16 protein-coding genes and 1 pseudogene are annotated in these 17,552 nt (G+C 66.5%); 9 read left to right on the plus strand and 8 right to left on the minus strand.

The features are described from left to right. Positions 1-102: 102 nt before the first annotated feature. The 4 genes from KALB_RS27785 to KALB_RS27800 all read left to right on the plus strand — a co-directional run bounded on the left by KALB_RS27785 (position 103) and on the right by KALB_RS27800 (position 4,612). Entirely contained in the window at positions 103-1,008 is a 906-nt protein-coding gene (locus KALB_RS27785) for an aldo/keto reductase (protein ID WP_025358955.1), read from the plus strand. A 106-nt stretch (positions 1,009-1,114) separates the two neighbouring features. Then, the gene (locus tag KALB_RS27790) at positions 1,115-1,912 is read left to right on the plus strand and encodes an SDR family NAD(P)-dependent oxidoreductase (protein WP_025358956.1); all 798 of its coding nucleotides are present in this window, start codon (positions 1,115-1,117) and stop codon (positions 1,910-1,912) included. A gap of 142 nt (positions 1,913-2,054) precedes the next feature. Next, entirely contained in the window at positions 2,055-2,945 is an 891-nt protein-coding gene (locus KALB_RS27795) for a helix-turn-helix domain-containing protein (protein WP_025358957.1), read from the plus strand. 59 nt (positions 2,946-3,004) lie between these two features. After that, positions 3,005-4,612 carry an alpha/beta hydrolase gene (locus tag KALB_RS27800; RefSeq protein ID WP_025358958.1) on the plus strand — a complete coding sequence of 536 codons (1,608 nt, stop codon included), beginning with the start codon at positions 3,005-3,007 and terminating at the stop codon, positions 4,610-4,612. A gap of 59 nt (positions 4,613-4,671) precedes the next feature. On the opposite strand, the gene KALB_RS27805 is transcribed toward KALB_RS27800, so the two are convergent. Further along, positions 4,672-5,298: a helix-turn-helix domain-containing protein gene (locus tag KALB_RS27805; protein WP_148309691.1), complete on the minus strand. Its 627-nt coding sequence runs from the start codon at positions 5,296-5,298 to the stop codon at positions 4,672-4,674. Between the two features lie 237 nt (positions 5,299-5,535). Here KALB_RS27805 and KALB_RS27810 point away from each other — a divergent pair, with 237 nt between their 5' ends. From KALB_RS27810 to KALB_RS27820, 3 genes are all read left to right on the plus strand, one after another. Beyond that, the gene (locus KALB_RS27810; protein ID WP_025358960.1) at positions 5,536-6,744 is read left to right on the plus strand and encodes a M20 family metallopeptidase; all 1,209 of its coding nucleotides are present in this window, start codon (positions 5,536-5,538) and stop codon (positions 6,742-6,744) included. A gap of 14 nt (positions 6,745-6,758) precedes the next feature. Then, on the plus strand, positions 6,759-7,928 hold the full coding sequence (locus KALB_RS27815; RefSeq protein WP_025358961.1) for an aminotransferase class I/II-fold pyridoxal phosphate-dependent enzyme: 1,170 nt from the start codon (positions 6,759-6,761) through the stop codon (positions 7,926-7,928). Between the two features lie 136 nt (positions 7,929-8,064). Continuing rightward, complete coding sequence (locus KALB_RS27820) at positions 8,065-8,892, plus strand: endo alpha-1,4 polygalactosaminidase (protein WP_025358962.1); 828 nt, start codon at positions 8,065-8,067, stop codon at positions 8,890-8,892. 86 nt (positions 8,893-8,978) lie between these two features. Here KALB_RS27820 and KALB_RS27825 read toward each other — a convergent pair whose 3' ends face one another. The 4 genes from KALB_RS27825 to KALB_RS27840 form a co-directional block, all read right to left on the minus strand. Then, positions 8,979-10,223, minus strand: coding sequence for an MFS transporter (locus tag KALB_RS27825; protein WP_236650043.1), 1,245 nt, complete (start codon positions 10,221-10,223; stop codon positions 8,979-8,981). Between the two features lie 144 nt (positions 10,224-10,367). Further along, positions 10,368-11,420, minus strand: coding sequence for a beta-keto acid cleavage family enzyme (locus KALB_RS27830; RefSeq protein ID WP_025358964.1), 1,053 nt, complete (start codon positions 11,418-11,420; stop codon positions 10,368-10,370). Positions 11,421-11,461: 41 nt separating this feature from the next. Further along, positions 11,462-12,361, minus strand: coding sequence for a TauD/TfdA dioxygenase family protein (locus KALB_RS27835; protein ID WP_025358965.1), 900 nt, complete (start codon positions 12,359-12,361; stop codon positions 11,462-11,464). Positions 12,362-12,394: 33 nt separating this feature from the next. After that, positions 12,395-13,369, minus strand: coding sequence for a quinone oxidoreductase family protein (locus KALB_RS27840; protein WP_025358966.1), 975 nt, complete (start codon positions 13,367-13,369; stop codon positions 12,395-12,397). Positions 13,370-13,487: 118 nt separating this feature from the next. On the opposite strand from KALB_RS27840, the gene KALB_RS27845 reads away from it, so the two are divergent. Beyond that, positions 13,488-14,507 (plus strand): AraC family transcriptional regulator, encoded by a 1,020-nt coding sequence (locus KALB_RS27845; RefSeq protein ID WP_201771828.1) that lies wholly within the window; start codon positions 13,488-13,490, stop codon positions 14,505-14,507. A gap of 27 nt (positions 14,508-14,534) precedes the next feature. Here the strand turns inward: KALB_RS27845 and KALB_RS27850 are convergent. Next, positions 14,535-15,281, minus strand: a pseudogene (locus KALB_RS27850) (ISL3 family transposase); the annotation flags it as partial. 162 nt (positions 15,282-15,443) lie between these two features. Beyond that, a complete protein-coding gene (locus tag KALB_RS27855) occupies positions 15,444-15,812 on the minus strand; it encodes a VOC family protein (protein ID WP_025358969.1) in 369 nt (122 codons plus the stop codon). A 63-nt stretch (positions 15,813-15,875) separates the two neighbouring features. On the opposite strand from KALB_RS27855, the gene KALB_RS27860 reads away from it, so the two are divergent. After that, entirely contained in the window at positions 15,876-16,334 is a 459-nt protein-coding gene (locus tag KALB_RS27860; protein WP_025358970.1) for a MarR family winged helix-turn-helix transcriptional regulator, read from the plus strand. A gap of 368 nt (positions 16,335-16,702) precedes the next feature. Here the strand turns inward: KALB_RS27860 and KALB_RS27865 are convergent, their stop codons facing one another. Then, a complete protein-coding gene (locus tag KALB_RS27865) occupies positions 16,703-17,446 on the minus strand; it encodes a glycosyltransferase family 2 protein (protein ID WP_201771829.1) in 744 nt (247 codons plus the stop codon). Positions 17,447-17,552: the final 106 nt, after the last annotated feature.

Consider the following 17,552-nt stretch of genomic DNA (forward strand, 5'->3'; position numbering starts at 1 on the left):
GCCGTCCTCCCGCAGCGTCGAGACGCGGTGTTCAGTGAATACATGAGCTCCACCTCGAGAGGAGCTCACCTCGACTCCCCAATTGAAGGCAGAAGAATCGCCATGACCGCTACACCCCTGCTCACCCTGAACAACGGTGTCACGCTGCCCGCACTCGGGTTCGGTGTGTTCCAGAGCGCACCGGATGAGACCGTCACAGCGGTGGAAACCGCGCTTGCCACCGGCTATCGCCACATCGACACCGCGGCCGTCTACTTCAATGAACGCGAGGTCGGGGAAGCCATCCGTCGTTCCGGCATCGACCGGTCCGAGGTCTTCATCGAGACGAAGGTGTGGGTCAGCGACTACGGCTACGAGCAGACCCTCCACGCGTTCGACAAGAGCGCGGGGAAGCTGGGCGTCGACCAGATCGACCTGCTGATCCTGCACCAGCCGCTGCCCGTCGCCTTCGAAAGGACCATCGCTTCCTACAAGGCGCTGGAAACGCTGCTCGCCGACGGCAAGGTGCGCTCGATCGGCGTTTCCAACTTCACCGCGGAACACCTCGAGACTCTGCTCGATCGCACCGAGATCGTGCCGGCCGTCAACCAGATCGAACTGCACCCCTACTTCACCCAGCGCGACGCGCGACACGTTGCCACCGAGCACGGCATCCTCACGCAGGCCTGGTCGCCCATTGGCGGGGTGACCTTCTACCCGGACACCATTGGCTGGGGTGCCACGAACCGCACGAGCACGCTCACCGAACCGGTGATCCTCGGCATCGCCGAGGCCCACGGCAAGACCGCTGCGCAGGTGATGCTCGCCTGGCACCTCCACCAGGGCCGCTCCGCGATCCCGAAGTCGGTCAAGCCCGAGCGAATCGCCGAAAACTTCGACGTCTTCGACATCGCGCTCAGCACCGACGAGCTGTCGGCCCTCGACGCCCTCGACAAGGGCGTCCGCAACGGCCCCGCCCCTGAGGCCGTCACGCCGGAAAACAGCAACTGGACGATCCCCGAAGCGTGACAGCGCGCTCCGCAGGAGGCACGCCGTCGGTGCATGCCCTTGCACAGCGCCGCAGTGTCGGCGATCAGTACTCATCGGATACCAAGAAGCGAAAAGGCAGCGGAAGATGGACTTGCAACTCAAAGGCAAGCGAGCACTCGTAACGGGGTCGAGCACAGGGATCGGAGCGGCGGTAGCGACTACACTCGCTCGCGAGGGAGCCGCCGTGATCGTTCATGGCCGTGACGAATCGAAGGCGCAGGCAGTCGCCGACTCGATCGAATCGGAGGGTGGAACCGCGCGCGTCGTCACCGGCGACCTCGCTACCGACGCCGGCGCAGCGCAGGTCGCGCGGAAAGTCCGCGAGGTCGGCCCGGTGGACATCCTCGTCAACAACGCTGGCGTCTACGAGACCAGCTCATGGGACACCGAGACCACGGACCACTGGATCCGTGCGACCGAGTCCAACGTTCTCTCCGCCGTGCGAATGATCCAGGCCTTGTTGCCCGACATGAAGCGCCGTGGCTGGGGACGCATCATCCAGATGGGGTCGGGAACTGGCCACCAGCCCCTTGCGGGGTATCCACAGTACGGTGCGACCAAAGCCGCGATGCTCAACATGACGGTCTCGCTCTCGCGCCACCTGCGGGGCACCGGCGTCACGTCGAACATCCTCACCGCGGGCCTTATTCGCGTGGACTCGCTGGAGAACATGTTCCGCGCGACCCGCGACGACTTCGGTTGGGGTGAGACATGGGAGGAGATCGAACAGGGCGCACTTCGCGACTTCGTGCCGAACGACGTGGGGCGGATCGGAACGCCTGAGGACGTCGCGTGCATCGTGGCGATGCTGGCGAGCCCGCTGTCGCGATACGTCAGCGGCGCGAACTGGCAGGTCGATGGCGGATCCACGATGGGGATCTGAGCAGGGTCGACCCGATCCGCCGAGGATTGGTCCCGCCACAAGAGGTCGCACATAGCCCAAGCAGGCTGTGCGGACGCGACCGAGGTTGAGGGGTAATGCCAGTGCCTCCTTCAAGTGGTTGTTCCCGGTCTAGTCTCGGCTCATGGGACCGGAGAACGAGGTGCGTAGCTTCCTGACCTCCCGTCGCGCCAGGATCACACCGAAGAACGCGGGCCTTCCGGTCTACGGTGGAAACCGCCGCGTGGCAGGCCTGCGTCGCGAGGAAGTCGCATTGCTGGCGGGTGTGAGCACCGATTACTACAACCGCCTCGAACGCGGCAACCTCCGGGGAGTGTCAGTGAACGTGCTGGACTCGGTCGCACGTGCCTTGCAGCTCGACGAAGCCGAACACGCATACCTGAGGGACCTCGCGCGCGCCGCGAACGCTACATCCGCCGTGCGACGTAGCGCGAGTCCTCAGGTTGTCCGTCCGGCTCACCAGCTCCTGCTGGGCGCGATGCCGGGGGCCGCGGCCGCGATCCTGAACCGCCGGATGGATCTGCTGGCGACCAACCAGCTCGGACGCGCGCTGTTCGCCGACATCTTCAGCAGTTCCGAGCAGCCGGCCAACCTCGCGCGCTTCGCGTTCCTCGACCCCCGTGGAAGGGGCTTCTACACGGACTGGGAAAAGACCGCCGACGACGCCGTCGCGGTTCTTCGCTCCGCCGTCGGCAGCAACCCCGATGACCATCAGCTCTCGAGCCTGATCGGCGAACTCCTGGCGCGCAGCGATGACTTCGCGACCCGCTGGGCGGCACACAACGTCCGGTTCCACTGCACAGGAACGAAGCGCCTGCACCATCCCGTCGTCGGCGATCTCGCATTGACGTTCGTATCCATGGACCTCGGCGTAAACCCCGGTCTCACAATGCTGGCCTATATCGCCGAAGTCGGCTCCACCTCCGAAGACGCCCTGCGGATGCTCGCGAGCTGGGCCGCGACACAGGAGCCCCGCACGGACCTTCATCTGAGCCCGAGTCCCAACGAGCACTGAGTGAGTTGCCGTGCCACACGGACACAGATTATCTTGACAGCTCGAGAACGGAAATATACATGAAAAAGCCGCGCCTTGCGGCGGTAATTCCGGCAGTAGCGGGCGGGCTGCTCGCTGGGATGACGCCGGCGTTGGCAACCCCTGCCGCCGTGTCGCTGAACACCACGAACATTCCAGACCGCTATGCCGGGCAGTCGATGATCTGGCATGCCTGCGCCAAGGATGAACTGGCCGATCTGCCGCCGGAGACCGACATCGAAGGCCTCGAGTGCGCCACGTTCCGCACCCCCCGAGACTGGGAACGTCCAGACGGGCGCCGTGACCTGTCCATCGCGGTCAGCAGGCTCCAATCCACAGGCGCGACCACGGCGTCGGTGCTCACCAACCCCGGCGGCCCCGGTGGGCCTGGCCGTTCGTTGCCAGCCTCGCTCCGTGGTCAGAGCAGGTTGCGCGCGCACCAGGAGATCATCGGCATCGACACCCGCGGCACCGGCCGGAGCACGAACGTCACCTGTGGCGGCGCGGCCGGCGGCAACGGCGCCGAGCTGGACCCGCTCGACCGCAGCCCGCGCAACCTGAATCTGATCGTGGACTCGGTCAGGTATGCCGCGGCGGCCTGCCGACAGGCCGCCGGAGACCTAGGCCCGTTGATCACCACGTTCCAGAACGTCAGGGACCTGGACCTGCTTCGGGTTCTGCTCGGCCGGGAGAAGATCAACTGGATCGGGTACTCCGCAGGTACCTGGCTGGGTGCGCACTACGCCCAGCAATTCCCGCAGCGCACCGGCCGGTTCGTCCTGGACTCCTCGACCGAGTTCACCGGCACCTGGCAGAACTCGTTCGACTCGCAGCCCTTTGCGGTCGAGCGGCGCTGGCGGCAGGACTTCCTGCCGTGGATGGCGCGCTACGACGCCAAGTACCACTTCGGCTCCAGCGGTGAGGAGGTCCTCCAGGCCTACGAGAAGGTCCGGTCCGCCTTGGGCAGCGGCCCGGTCGATCTCGACGGTGCGCAGGTCGGACCGGTCGCGCTGGACAACTACATCGTCGGTGCGCTGAAGTCCAAGAAGCAATTCCCCGCGGTGGCCGACAGCCTGGTCCGGGCCAGGACGCTGACCGATGGCCGCGCGTCGGCACAGGCCAAGGTCGATGCCCGCGCGGCGCTCAAAGCCACGTTGTCGAAGTCGAGGTCGTCCGGCCCGCCGCAAGTACCGGCGACCGCTGCCAGCGCCTCCGACGCCATGGCGGCCACACTGGTTACGACCCTGTGTGGTGAGGGAGTGTGGACGGGCGATCGCCACTCGCTGATCCGGCGATCGCAGGAGTACATCGACCGCGGTGTGACGCTCTACAGCTCGATCTGGATGCCTTTCCAGCTGTGTGCCTTCTGGAGAAACCAGCCCCGGCCGCTGCCGGTGATGAACGGCGAGGGCGTTCCGCCGGTACTGATCGTCCAGTCCGAGAACGACCCCGCCACGCCGGTCGAAGGAGCCAGGAGGGCACACGCCGCCTTCCGCAACTCCCGGATGCTCACCGTCACCGGCGAAGGCGATCACGGCATCTACGCGGGAGACAACAAGGCGGTCAACAAGGTCGTCGATGACTACCTGGTGGACGGTGTCGTGCCGCAGGACCAGAACCTCCCCGGCCTGCCACTGCCCACGCCGTAACCGCGCACGGCGCACGAGGGCCTGCTGGTGGCCACCGGCAGGCCTTCGCGCGCGGTCCGTCAGGCGGGGTAGCTCATGATCAGCAGGGCACGACCGCCTCCCGGACCGGCCGCGTAGACGTGCACGTTGTTGCCGTCGAAGTAGGCGGTGTCACCGACCTCGAGCGTCAAGGGCTGTTCGGCAGGGCCACAACGGACCTGGCCTTCCAGGCAGTACACCGCCTCCCTGGTGCCCGCCTCGTGAGCTTCTCCCCTGAACTCGGAACCCGGCGGCAGGTCCAGTTCGAAGATCTCCGTGCGGTGCCGGCTGTGATCGGTGTGCAGCAGTCGGCCGCGCATCCCGAAACCCGAGACGACCACGGGTCCGTCACCATGGCGCAGGACGGTGGCTTCCCCGGTTTCCGCGGCGTCCAGCAGTTGGCCGACGCTCAAACCCAGCGCTCGGCCAAGCCGCCACAAGGTCTCAAGCGACGGATTTCCCTCACCGGCCTCCAGCCTCGCCAGGCTCGTCTTCGACAAGCCGGTGGCTTTGCTCAGGTCACCGAGGGACAGGTTGTTGAGCTCGCGGTGACGGCGGAGCGCACGGGCCATGCGATCCACCATCATCTGCGCCGGAAACGAGTCGTCCTCTGATTGCATCTGTTCCTCATAGTTTACGAACCGTGACCCAGCCGTGCCGGTTGCCAATCGTAGCGTCTCCCCAACGGTCGGCGTCCCGCGAACGTCACCAGGCGATCCCGCACCCCGACACAGGCTCCTGACCTGCACTTTCCAGACCCACTCAGCCAGTCATGGCTACGTCGACCACTCGGAGCACGAGGTTGCCGCCGGCTTGCGCGAGCCATCAGCGTGTCATGTACTTGTCAAAGTGGACCATATATGTGACGCTGGCCCAGCGCCCAACGTCAGTGTCGAAGGAGACGAATGAACCTCACGACCCGTATCCATGAGTGGATCGAGCCGCGCGCCGAGGAGATGGCCTCCCTGCTGGAAAAGCTTGTGGCCATGGACACCGAGAACCCTCCAGGCCGTGGGCTCGGTCGATGTGCGGCGTATCTGCACGAGGTCATGGAGCGTTTCGGTTTCGCGCCGGAGATCATTCCGTTGGCCCCGCACGACCAGCTCGAGGAGCCCTGCGTCGTCCGCGGTCGGGTCGGCAGCGGCGCACGATTGATCTACTTCCACGGCCACTTCGACGTCGTGCCCGCCCAAAGCCGGTCCCAGTTCACGGCCGAGAGGCGCGACGGACGATTGTTCGGCCGCGGCGCAGCCGACATGAAGGGCGGGATCGTCTCCATGCTTTATGGGGCGGCGGCTGCCCGCGACCTCGGCCTGCTCGGTGACGGATCGATCGTGTTCCACCTCGTGTGCGACGAGGAGACCGGGAGCGACGCCAGCTCGGGCCACCTACAGCGGGCTGGCCTCATCGACACCTCCGCATTGGCCATGGTCACCGGAGAACCGACAGCCGGCACGATCTGGCACGCCAGTCGCGGCGCCCTCACGATGCGGGTCGAGCTCAAGGGAACCGAGGCACACGTCGGGCAGGCTCATCTCGGCGACAACGCGTTCCAACACATGATCAACGTGGCCGCCCCACTCAACGAGCTTGCAGGCGAACTGCTGAAGAAGCGGACCGCGTTCCCGATGGAGGACGAAACCGCCAAGGGATCGATGATGGTCGTTGGTGGAGCCAGCGGAAGCGGCGTGAACTTCAACGCAGTCCCCGGCTCCGCCTGGTTCTCCATCGACCGCCGGTTCAATCCCGAGGAGGACGTCGACGAGGAGATCGAGCGGCTGACCACCATCATCAACTCCGCGGCCGAGGCGTCGGGCACCAGCGCCTCGATCGAGATCTTGCAGCGTCAGCCTTCCGGAAGCGTCGACCAGGCTCACCCCATCGCGCAGAAGCTCGCCGCCAGCGTCGCCGAGATCGAAGGAACCGCACCGACCTTCGAGCTGTGCCCCGGAATTCTCGAGACTCGCTGGTACGCACAGCTGGGTGTCCCTGCCTTCGGGTACGGCGCCGGGCGACTCGACGTGTCCCACGGTCCAGGTGAATACATCGACGAGGCCGCCATGCGTCGGTGCGCCGGTGTCTACGCGATGTTCGCGGCGAAGGCCTTCGGATGATTCCTCCCCCGCTGGTGAGCACCCTCGATGCGAGGCTGGAGTCCGGAGACCGGGAGTTCAGCGTGCGGCCCGGCGCGCCGGGCCGCATCTCGATGGGTCACCGTGAGCTCATCAACATGGCATCTTGTGATTATCTCGGACTCGCGCGGCATCCCGCCGTGGTCCGGGCAGCGCACGACGCACTGGACGACTGGGGGCTGGGCACTGCCGCCGGCCGCGCGCTCAGCGGGACCACCGTGCTCCACCGCGACTTCGAACGCCGCCTCGCCTCATGGGTCGGCTGCGAGGACGCCGTTCTTCACTCATCGTGCTGGGCGGCCAACGCGGCGGTGTTCGCCACCCTGACCGTACTCGCCAACCAGGCCCGCCGGCCCCTGGCCGTCTTCTCCGATCGCCTCAATCACGCCAGCATCATCGACGGCATCCGTGCCCAGCGGTCAGCGGTAGCCCACCTGGTGCTCTACGACCATCACGCCGGGCTCGACGACCTCCGTCACGGTCTGACCACTGTCCCGACGGACGCCGTCAAGGTCATCGTCACTGACGGGATATTCAGCATGGAGGGCGATCAGGCTCCCCTGCGGGCCCTGCGGACTCTGGCGGAGGAGTACGGCGCCCTGCTGGTCGTGGACGACTCACACGGCAACGGAGTCGTCGGCCCGCACGGCCGGGGAACCGCTGAGAGCCAGCAGCTTCTCGGCCGGATCGACGTGATCACCGGGACGCTCGGAAAGGCACTCGGCGGGGCGATCGGCGGCTTCGTCGCGGGGCCACGCGCGCTGACCTCGACGCTGCGGTCCATGTCCCGCCCCTACACCTTCTCCAACAACCCGCCACCGTCGGTCGTCGCCGGGGCACACGCCACCCTCGATGTCCTGGCAGGACATGACTCGCCCCTCGCCACCCTGCGCACACGTGTCGAACAACTGCGCTCCGGGGTCATCGCCCTGCAACTGCCCACCTGGCCCGGCAAACACCCGATCGTTCCTGTCGTCATCGGTGACGAGCACGCAGCGCAGGAGCTCAGCGCGAACATGATCCGCACGGGTGTCTTCGTCACCGCGCTGACTTACCCGGTCGTGCCCCGCGGTGCGGCGCGACTGCGACTCCAGGTGTCGGCCGCTCACGCCGAATCAGCAATTGACCATGTCCTCAACGTGCTGGCTGACTCTGGCCACGCGTAGCGCGCACAGGTGTCCTGAGAAGCGCAGGACCTATCGCCGGCCCCGCTCCGGTCTTCGCCGCGAGCTCAGGCTGAGTCGCCAGGACGTGTTCGTGGTCCGAGGCGGGTCATGCCCACCATCATCCGGAGTTTGATTCATGTCCCATTCGCGTGTCCAGTTCCGTGTCAGCGCCGCCCTGGTCGCCGTCTTCGTCGGTGGCACCGCGTGCTCGTCGTCCGCATCGCCGGCGGCCACAGGTACGGCACCGCCACATGCCACGGTTACGGCACCGCCGGTCACGGCCGGTTTCGACTACCAGATCGGCGGCGCGTACACGCCGCCATCACAGGTGCGGGTGGTCAGCCGTGACCACACTGCCCAGCCGGCCGCGGGCCTCTACAACATCTGTTACGTCAACGCTTTCCAGGCCCAGCCGGGCGCCGAGGGAGAGTGGGGCGACCTCCTGCTGCGCGACGCGAACGGCAATGTCGTGATGGACGAGGATTGGGGCGAGGGTCTGCTCGACCTGCGGACCGCGGACAAGCGGCAGCGCGTGGCGGCGAAGGTGAACGTCTGGGTCGACGACTGCGCGACGAAGGGCTTTCAGGCGATCGAGCCGGACAACTACGACAGCTTCACGCGCTCCAAAGGCCTTTTGTCCGACAGCGACGCCCAAGCCTACATTCGCGTGCTGTCCGCCCACGCGCACAAGAAGGGCCTGGCCGTCGGACAGAAGAACACCTCGGAACTGGCCGGGCAGCGCCAGGCCAACGGGCTCGACTTCGCCGTCGCAGAAGAATGCGGCGACCAGAACAAGTGTGGCGAGTACACCCCCGCGTTCGGCGACCACGTGATCGTCATCGAGTACACCGACGCGGGCCTGCGCACCGCGTGCGATCGCTGGGGCGGCTCGCTCAGCATCGTCCGCCGTGACCACGGCGTCGCCCCGGCGGGTGCGTCCGGTTACGTCCGCAAGACCTGCTGACGCCCCATTCAGGGACAACATCAACACCGGGACGGCTGGTACTCGAAGACACCTACAACGTGTGAGCACCAGCCCTACTGCTTCGGTCAGGTCGAAAGACGCTGGTCCAGCTTCGCGAGTCGTGCCAGTCCCGCGGGGTAGCAGCGTTTGCCGATCAGCAATGCGACAATGGCTCCGACATAGGCCAACGGCGCCAGACGCAGTGCTGCCAACAGTCCAAGACGGTCGGCCAGCACGCCGACGACGAAGGGCCCCAAGGCCATCCCGAGCAGGCTGTTGACCAGAGTGAGTGATCCGAAGCCGGTGGCCCGGATGGAATCGTGGGTGAGGTTGGCGACCATGGCGGCCGCCGGGCCGGACGCGCCGGCCGAGAAGAACGCGCCTGCTCCGACCAGAACGAGCTGGAGCCCACTCACATCGAGGTTGAAGCCAACGATGAGCAGCACCGCCGCGAGAAGACCGTAGGAGACGGCCGTAGTCCACCTGCGCGTTGGTCGCTCGTGGCTGAGCCGGTCGGTGACGAGGCCGCAGAAGATCATGCCAGCGCCGATGACCAACACAAGGACCGCGGCGACCGCACCGGCCCGGTCCGGAGGCATGGCGTAGTAGCGATTGAGGAAGCTGGGCGTCCAGGCCAGTAGGACCGCAGCGGCGAACAGCTGTAGGCCGCTGCCGATGTAGGCGCAGTTCACCGCCGCGACGGAGAACAGGCTGGAGACCGGAGCACGATATCCAGCACCCGTTGTCGTTTCACCGCCGGTCGCGGTCGTATCGCCACGCTGGTACCGATCCACCTTCGCCTGGGAGACGAACACCCGGAACAGTACGGCCAGGAGTAGCCCGAAGATCGCCATGGCCGCGAACGACCAGCGCCAGCTCAGCTGCACGGCGATGACGCCACCGAGCGCGACACCGATCACCGAGCCGAAGGATCCACCGGCCATGAACGCACCACTGAGCGACGCACGATGGTGGGGCGAGAACATGCCGAGCACCACCGCGATGCCCACACTGCCGTATGCCGCCTCACCCACCCCGGTGAGGACACGCGCGCCAAGCAGTTGGCCGTAGTCAGCGGCGAGGGCGCAGAGAAGGGTCGCGATGCTCCAGGTGGTCGCCATCAGGACCAGGCTCCTGACTCGCCCCCACCGATCCGCCAACAGGGACAGCGGAAAGGTGAGTAGCCCGACCACCAACGCGACGACGCTGTTGAGGGCGGCGAGCCGGGAGTCGGACAGCGCCCACTCCTCCTTCAGGAACGGGAAAACCGCGTTGAGGGCCTGCCGTGACATGTAGTCCGACAACAGCAGTGCGAACGTCAGGCCGAACACGACCCAGGGGTAGGTTCTTCGCCCTCCTGGCACGGAGTCAGGGTCTTCGGCAGGCTCAGCTTGTGGTCCCATGGCAACTTCCAGACGGACTTGGACGTTTTCGGCGCGAACCTTCACCCTGATCGTCCCCGAAGGACAGTGGCGTCAGGCGTGGTGCGTGAAGCCCACCTGCCCCGGTCGACGGTTCGGCGCGAACCCGACCTTGGCCAGGGTTTCGTCGGCGTCGGCGTACCGCTGGCCGATCTTGTAGATCCCGAAGGCCTCCTTGCCGGTGGCCACCTCGCGGCCGAGTTCGCCGGCGATGCGTACCAGCTGCTCGACCTGTTGGACCGAAGTCATCTTCTGGCCCTTCTTGCCCCACAACGTGTCCTCGTTGCCGCAGCGGGCGTGCAGGCCCATCGCGATCGCCATGGTGTTGATCGGCAGGACACTGCGCATGAGGGTTTCCAGCGTGAGCACCGCACCGTCGGGGACACGGCGGATGAACTCCATCATGTTGTACGGGCTGGGGCCGTCGAACCCGCCTCCGATGCCGACCCACGTCAGCATGAGCGGGCCGGTGTAGACGCCCCGCCGGATCAGCCGCTCGACGGTTTCCAACTGCGGGATGTTGGCCAGTTGGAAATGCGGCTGGATGCCCGCGGCTTGCAGCCGCCTGAGGTGTTCCTCGACCCAAGCCGGACCGGCCGGTACGAACATCTCGTGGTATGCCTCCGCCACGGCCGGTCGCGTGAACGAGGTGCCCGCGATGTCGTCCGCCGTCATCAGCTCCATGATGTTCATCTGGCAGGTGTTGATGGCGATGGTCACCTGGTCCGGTGCGGGATCCAGCGCGGCCAGCAGGTGGCGGGCCTCGTCGCTGAGCCACTTGGCGTCCGCCCCTTCGCCTTCCGGTGCGAAGGAGATCGAGCCGCCGACCTGCAGGACCATCTCGGGGACGGCCGCACGCAGCCGGCCGAGCAGCTCGTTGAACCGCACCAGTCGTTTGGAGCCCTTGCCATCAAGCTCCCGGACGTGGATGTGCAGCACCGTGGCGCCCGCGTTGTAGCAGTCGACAGCCTGCTGGACGTGCTCGTCCATGGTCAGCGGCAGGTCTTCGGGGAAGTCGGCCGGTTCCCATTCCGGTCCGTAGGGAGCCGCCGTGATGACCAGCTTCTCCTGGTTCTCGGGAAACAGCGAGTCGTCGAGGAAGTTCATGGCTTTCTCCGATCGAGAGGGAAAGGATTGAGCCGGAGGAGTCAGAACGGCCGGTCACCCATGATTCCGGCCCGCTCCATCTTGCGGACCGCAGGCCAGTAGTCCTGGACCGCGTAGTGCTGCGTGGACCTGTTGTCCCAGATCGCGACACTGTTGCGGGTCCACCGCCAGCGGACCTGGTACTCCGGGATCGAAGCCTGACTGATCAGGTAGTTGAGCAGGTTACTGCTGCCAGGGGCGTAGTCGATGCCACAGCGGATGTTCTTCGGGGTGTGGAAGTTGACTAGATGCGTGGCGTACCCGTTGACGAAGAGGACCTTTTCCCCGGTTTCCGGGTGGGTGCGCACGACCGGGTGCTCCGCGTCGGGGAAGCATTCCTTCAACCGGTTGCGTTGTTCCGTCGGCAGCGCCGCGCCGAATGTGGCCCTGATGCTGTGGCTGGCGCGCAGCCCCTCGATCCGTGCCTTGATGTCCTCTGGCAGCTTCACGTACGCCTCGACCATGTTCACCCAGATGGTGTCGCCACCGATCCTCGGCGTCTCCACACAGCGCAGCACACACCCCATCGGCGGCTTCTCCCGCCAGGTGGCGTCACAGTGATAGGCGTTCTCGTAGTGCTCGGCGGGGCTGTCGAGATCCTTGTAAATCCGGACCAGGCCCGGATGATCCGGATCGCTGCTGGCCACCGGGTGGTCTTCGAGCTCGCCGAAACGCCGGGCGAATGCCACGTGTTCGGCGCGGCTGATGTCCTGGTCGCGCAGGAACAGGACCTTGTACTTGAGCAGCAGCGCCTTCAGTTCGGCGAACAGCACGTCGTCCCGGGCGACCTCGCCGAGGTTCACGCCGAACAGTTCGGCACCGATAGTGCAGGTGAGCGGCTCGAACCTGATCGTTGACGACCTGAAGGGCATCGAGTCCACCGACTCAGCGGTATTGGTCATGACCATCCTCCGGGTTGGGTTCCGTGTGGCGGGTCAGAGCGAGAAGACGGAGGAGCCGATGCTGCCGCCCGCCTCCAGGTCGCGATGAGCCCGCACAGCATCAGCCAGGGCATAACGCTGATTGATGCCGATCTTGATCCGGCCCGACCCGACATGGTCGAAGAGCTCTCCCGCCAGCTCAGCGCGCTCCGCGGGGTCGGCGATGTAGTCGGCGAGGGCCGGGCGGGTGACGAACAGCGAGCCCTTGACGGCGAGCTGCATGGCGTCGATCGGCGGGACGAGCCCCGACGCGGTCCCGAAGCACACCAGCAGCCCGCGCCGGGCAAGCGAGTCGAGGGAAGCCGAGAAGGTTGACCGGCCGATGCTGTCGAACACGACCGGCACACCGGCACCACCGGTGAGTTCCCGGACCCGTCCGGCCACGTCCTCGCGTGGGTAGACCACCACGTGGTCACACCCGTGGGCACGCGCTACCTCGGCCTTCTCCTCCGTCGACACCGTGCCGATCACCGTGATACCCAGGAGTTTCGCCCACTGCGTGAAGATCAGGCCGACGCCGCCAGCGGCCGCGTGCAGCAGAACGGTGTCCCCCGGCTTCAGCGGGTGGATCCGGCGGAGCAGGTAGGCCGCGGTGAGACCGCGCATGGTCATCGCGGCGGCGGTGTCGAACGCGATCGCGTCCGGTAGCGCGATCAATGGCGCGGCGGGCATCACGCGCTCGGTGCTGTACGCCCCGAGTGGGCTGCCGGTGTAGGTGACGCGATCGCCCTCCCGCACATGCGTCACCCCTGGTCCCACGGCCTCGACCACGCCGGCCGCTGCCACGCCCATGCCCGCGGGCAACTCGACCGGGTAGAGACCGGAGCGGAAGTACGTGTCGGCGAAGTTCAGCCCGACCGCCTCGTGGCGGACCCGGACCTGGCCCGGACCTGGTTCGCCGACCTCGACGGCTTCCCACCGCATGACCTCCGGGCCACCGGTCTCGTAGCAGCGAACCGCGTTTGCCACGGCGTTCTCCTCGGATCTTCCTCGGGTGACGCTTATCAGCCACGTACAGCACAGACAGTAGGCAGCGTCGACCTCCGATGCTTATCCTGAGGTGACAGCAGAATATTCAATCCGGGACATGGTCATGAAAGCCCTCGCCCGCTACGCCGCGTTGAACAGCTACGTCGAGGTCAGTCAATCGGTCGGCATCGACCCCGCACGACTGATGAGAGGAGTCGGCCTCGACCCTGCCAGCCTGGTCCTTCCGGATCGCTGGATTCCCGCCGTGGCGATCGCCAGGCTCCTCGAGCGGTCGGCGGTGACATCCGGGTGCCAGGACTTCGGCCTGAAACTGGCCGAACGTCGACGATTGGCCAACCTCGGTCCCCTGAGCCTGGTCATCCGCGAGGAGCCGGATCTCCGCGGCGCCCTCAGAACGTTGATCCGCCACGGAAACATGTACAACGAGTCCCTGCGAATACACATGTCAGTCACAAACGGGCTGACAACCGTGCGCATTGGTTTCGAATTCGGCGAACCCGCGGAAACCCGGCAGGCGACCGAGCTCGCGGTGGGCACACTCCACCGGCTGCTGCGCGACTTCCTCGGCACCCGGCGGCAGCCGCTCACCGTCTGCTTCACACACCCAGCGCCAGCGGACCCGAGCACCCATCGAAAGTTTTTCGGCCCCACACTCACGTTCGAGCGAGAATTCAACGGGATCGTTTTCTACGAGACCGACCTCGACACACCGAACAAGACGTCGGACCCACAGTTTCGCACCTATGCCCGACAGTTCCTCGACTCCCTCGGATTCCCAGAGGAAACGACGACCCTGGATCGGGTCCGGGAACTCGTCGAGCTTCTGCTGCCAACCGGCCGATGCTCCGTCGAGCAGATAGCCCGTAGCCTCGGCGTCGACCGCAGAACCGTCCACCGGCACCTCGCCGATGAGAACGAGACGTTCTCGTCGGTGTTGAACTCGGTACGGATCGAACTGGCCGAGCAGATGGTGGGCAGCCGACGTTACTCCCTGACCGAGGTCGCCACCCTTCTCTCCTTCTCCTCGTCGAGCAATTTCTCTCGCTGGTTCCGGGAACGATTCGGTTGCAGCCCCAGCCAATGGCGCACCGAAAAGAGCACACGATCTCCGGGGTAAACCTCTTCCGGGTAATCCGGCTCTTCGCAGACGAGGGTGTGGTCGCGGCCTGAAGCCGCCGGTCTCGAGCAGGGATCTGGCGAGTAGTTGGTGAGGTTGCGGAAGCCGAGAGCGGAGCCGCGTAGGTGTTCGAGTCGTCCGTTGATCGCTTCGGTGGGTCCATTGCTGGTGCCGGGGCGGTCGAGGTAGGCGAGCACGTCGTCGGCGCACTTGTTCAGTGTCCGGCCGAGCGTGACGAGCTCGGTGAGGGCAGCCGGGACGCCGGCGCTGAGGGAGTCGATCAACTTCTCCATCACCTCCTTGCCAAGCTTGCGGTCAGGTTCGCGGTAGGCGGCGATCATCTGCTGGTGGATCCCCCACCCAGGTCACCTCGACTTCGACGTGCGTGTCGCCGTGGCTCTCGGCGTCGAACAGGTCGGCGAGGCGGTCCTTGTGCTTGTCGGTGAGTAGGTCGGCGCCGGTGTGCCGGGTCCGCCGTGCCCGGTGGAGCGGGTCGTCCTTGCGGCCGCGGTGGCCATGGATGCCCTGCTGGATCCGGCGCCAGCACTGGTCGAGCGCCTCACCGGCCAGCCGCACGACGTGGAAGGGGTCCATCACCGCGACCGCGTCAGGGAGCTCTTCGGCGGTGGCGGTCTTGAAGCCGGTAAACCCGTCCACCGCAACGACCTCGACCCTGTCACGCCAAGCCGTGGGTCGTTCGGCCAGCCAGGTCCTGACCGCCTGCTTGGAACGGCCCTCGACCCTGTCCAGCAGCCGCGCCGGCCCGGTGCCGTCACTGAACCACGACCGCCCGGCCCGACGTCACTCCATCCACCCCAAGTGTGAAGAGCCGGACAGGTGATCACCCCGGGGTAAGCAAACGTCGCCCGGATTCTCGAGTCTCGGGCGCAACCGCGGTCTGCGGGGGCCGGTGATCGTCCGGTGACGCTTGGCCTATCAGGCGCGGTCGTGGAGAGTGACCTGGTAGCCGTCGGGGTCGGCGAAGGTGAATGTCCGACCGAAGGGGCCGTCGATCGGTGCGGAGACGATGGTGTGACCGTCGGCGACGAGAGCATCGTGAATGGCCTGGACGTCTGTGGCGTGGAGCCAGATCGCGGCACCGATGCCGGGCTGGGCAACGGATGCGAGATCGGTGCCGGGAACGACGTCGCGGAGCGCGAACGCGATCGGCTTCGTCTCGAACACGACGGCGTGCGGAGGTCCGGCCTGCGAGCGGACAAGGCCGAGGTAGTGCTCGTAGAACGCCCGCGAAGCGTCGAGGTCGCGGGCTTGGAGCGAGATGAAGTCGGGGCCGGTGACGGGCATGATGATGCTCCTTCTTTTCATGTCAGTCTTCTGACACGGGTCAACCTATGTCAGAATTCTGACATGAGTCAAGACGGTGTCGGCGTCGACCTGAAGACGTCACTGGGCTACCTGCTGAAAGAGGCGTCGAGCGTCCTGCGCGCAGCCATGGAGGAGGTGCTGCGGCCGCTCGGGATGAGCGTGACGCACTACTCCTGCCTCGAGCTGCTGGCGCAACGACCGGGCTTGTCGAACTCCGAGCTCGCGCGGGGCGCGTTCGTGACACGGCAGACGATGAACGTCCTGCTCCAGGCCCTGGAACGAGAGGGCCACGTGACCAGGCCTGCGGAGGCACCCGTCGGGAAGGTTCTTCCCACGCGGCTCACGCCTCGCGGCCGACGGAGCCTGGAGAAGGCGACCGTAGCGGTCCGGTCCGTCGAGGTCAGAATGCTGGCCGGCATGACCGAGACCGAGCAGGCAGGCGCGTTCCGGATCCTACAGAGCATGATCCATTCCCTGCGCGAGGGCAACGACGGCGCATAGCTCGTTCCCCGGCGCACGTCTCGCCGCGCCCGGACAGGAGTGCAGCCGAGCGTGAAAATCCGTGCAGGCAACCTCGAAACCGACAGACCCCGACTACACCCTCTTCTGCGATGAGCCGGCAATCCACCGAGTCCAGCAGCACGAGCGCCGTAGCACCGACGAGTAGGGAGTCAGCGGAGCTCATCGCGAACCCGAAGAAGGCACGTCTGGCGCGGAGCCGTCTCCTGTCAGGGGACCGGTTCCGGTCACCAGGCAGCCGTTGTAGCCAGATCAAGCCCCTACGGGGCCGACTGGGCGCCGTGGCCGCCCCCACCTGTGCACAGGCCCCCTGCCGGAGGGCGGCGAGCACAGGAACCGGCGCTCGGTGTTCACCGACCACGGCTCGACCGGCATCGACAGCGAAGACACAGCTGCGATCCGGGCAGCCGAACCCGTGGGAGGTGGGCTGGGTTCCGGCCCTGATCCTCCGCGAGGCGCTCGGTCTTGCTCCACGAGTCGCGCCCGGCCAGGTGCCGCCCCAGCGCCTTCGCCGAGGCCAGCGCCCCCAGCATCAGCAACCCGGGGTACACCAGGCCGACCAGCACGGTTCGCCACAGCGGCTCGTCACGCAACCGGAACCGGTGCACCACACCCCACAACACCCCGGGCGACATCAGTGCGGTCAACCACAGTGCCACCGCCATCGGCGAGTCGGACCAGCTGGAAACCCGGCCACCAAAGGTGTTCCCGGTCAACCAACCGTCCACAGTGGTGCCGAGCAGCACGGCGACCAGCACCGCGAGCGGCACCACCAGCCAGGGCGCGAGCAGGTAGTACGCGAAGTCGAGCAGCGCCGGCACCCGCACGTTGGCCGACCGGACAAGTCGCGGCAGGTAACGCAGGCACTGCAGGTTCCCTTGGCCCCAACGGGTTCGTTGGCGCCCCAGCCGACTCGGGTCGACCACCGCCTGTTGGGTGATCACGGCGTTGGTCGCGTACCGGACCCGCGCCCCGGCCAGGTGCAGGCGCAGTCCCAGTTCCAGGTCCTCGACCAGGCAGCAGGACCACGGGCTGTCGCCGAACCGCATCAGGTCGGTGAGCCGGACGAACTGGCCGTTGCCGCCCAGGTCCACGCTGCCCAGCAGCTCGTCACCGGTCTGCGGGGCATGGGCTACGCCTTCACCACGGCCGACGCGGTGGCTGCCGGATGAGGCGGTCCGGGGCGGGCGGGCGCACGAG

The sequence above is a fragment of the Kutzneria viridogrisea DSM 43870 genome, from assembly GCF_000525635.1.
Lineage (GTDB): Bacteria > Actinomycetota > Actinomycetes > Mycobacteriales > Pseudonocardiaceae > Kutzneria > Kutzneria viridogrisea.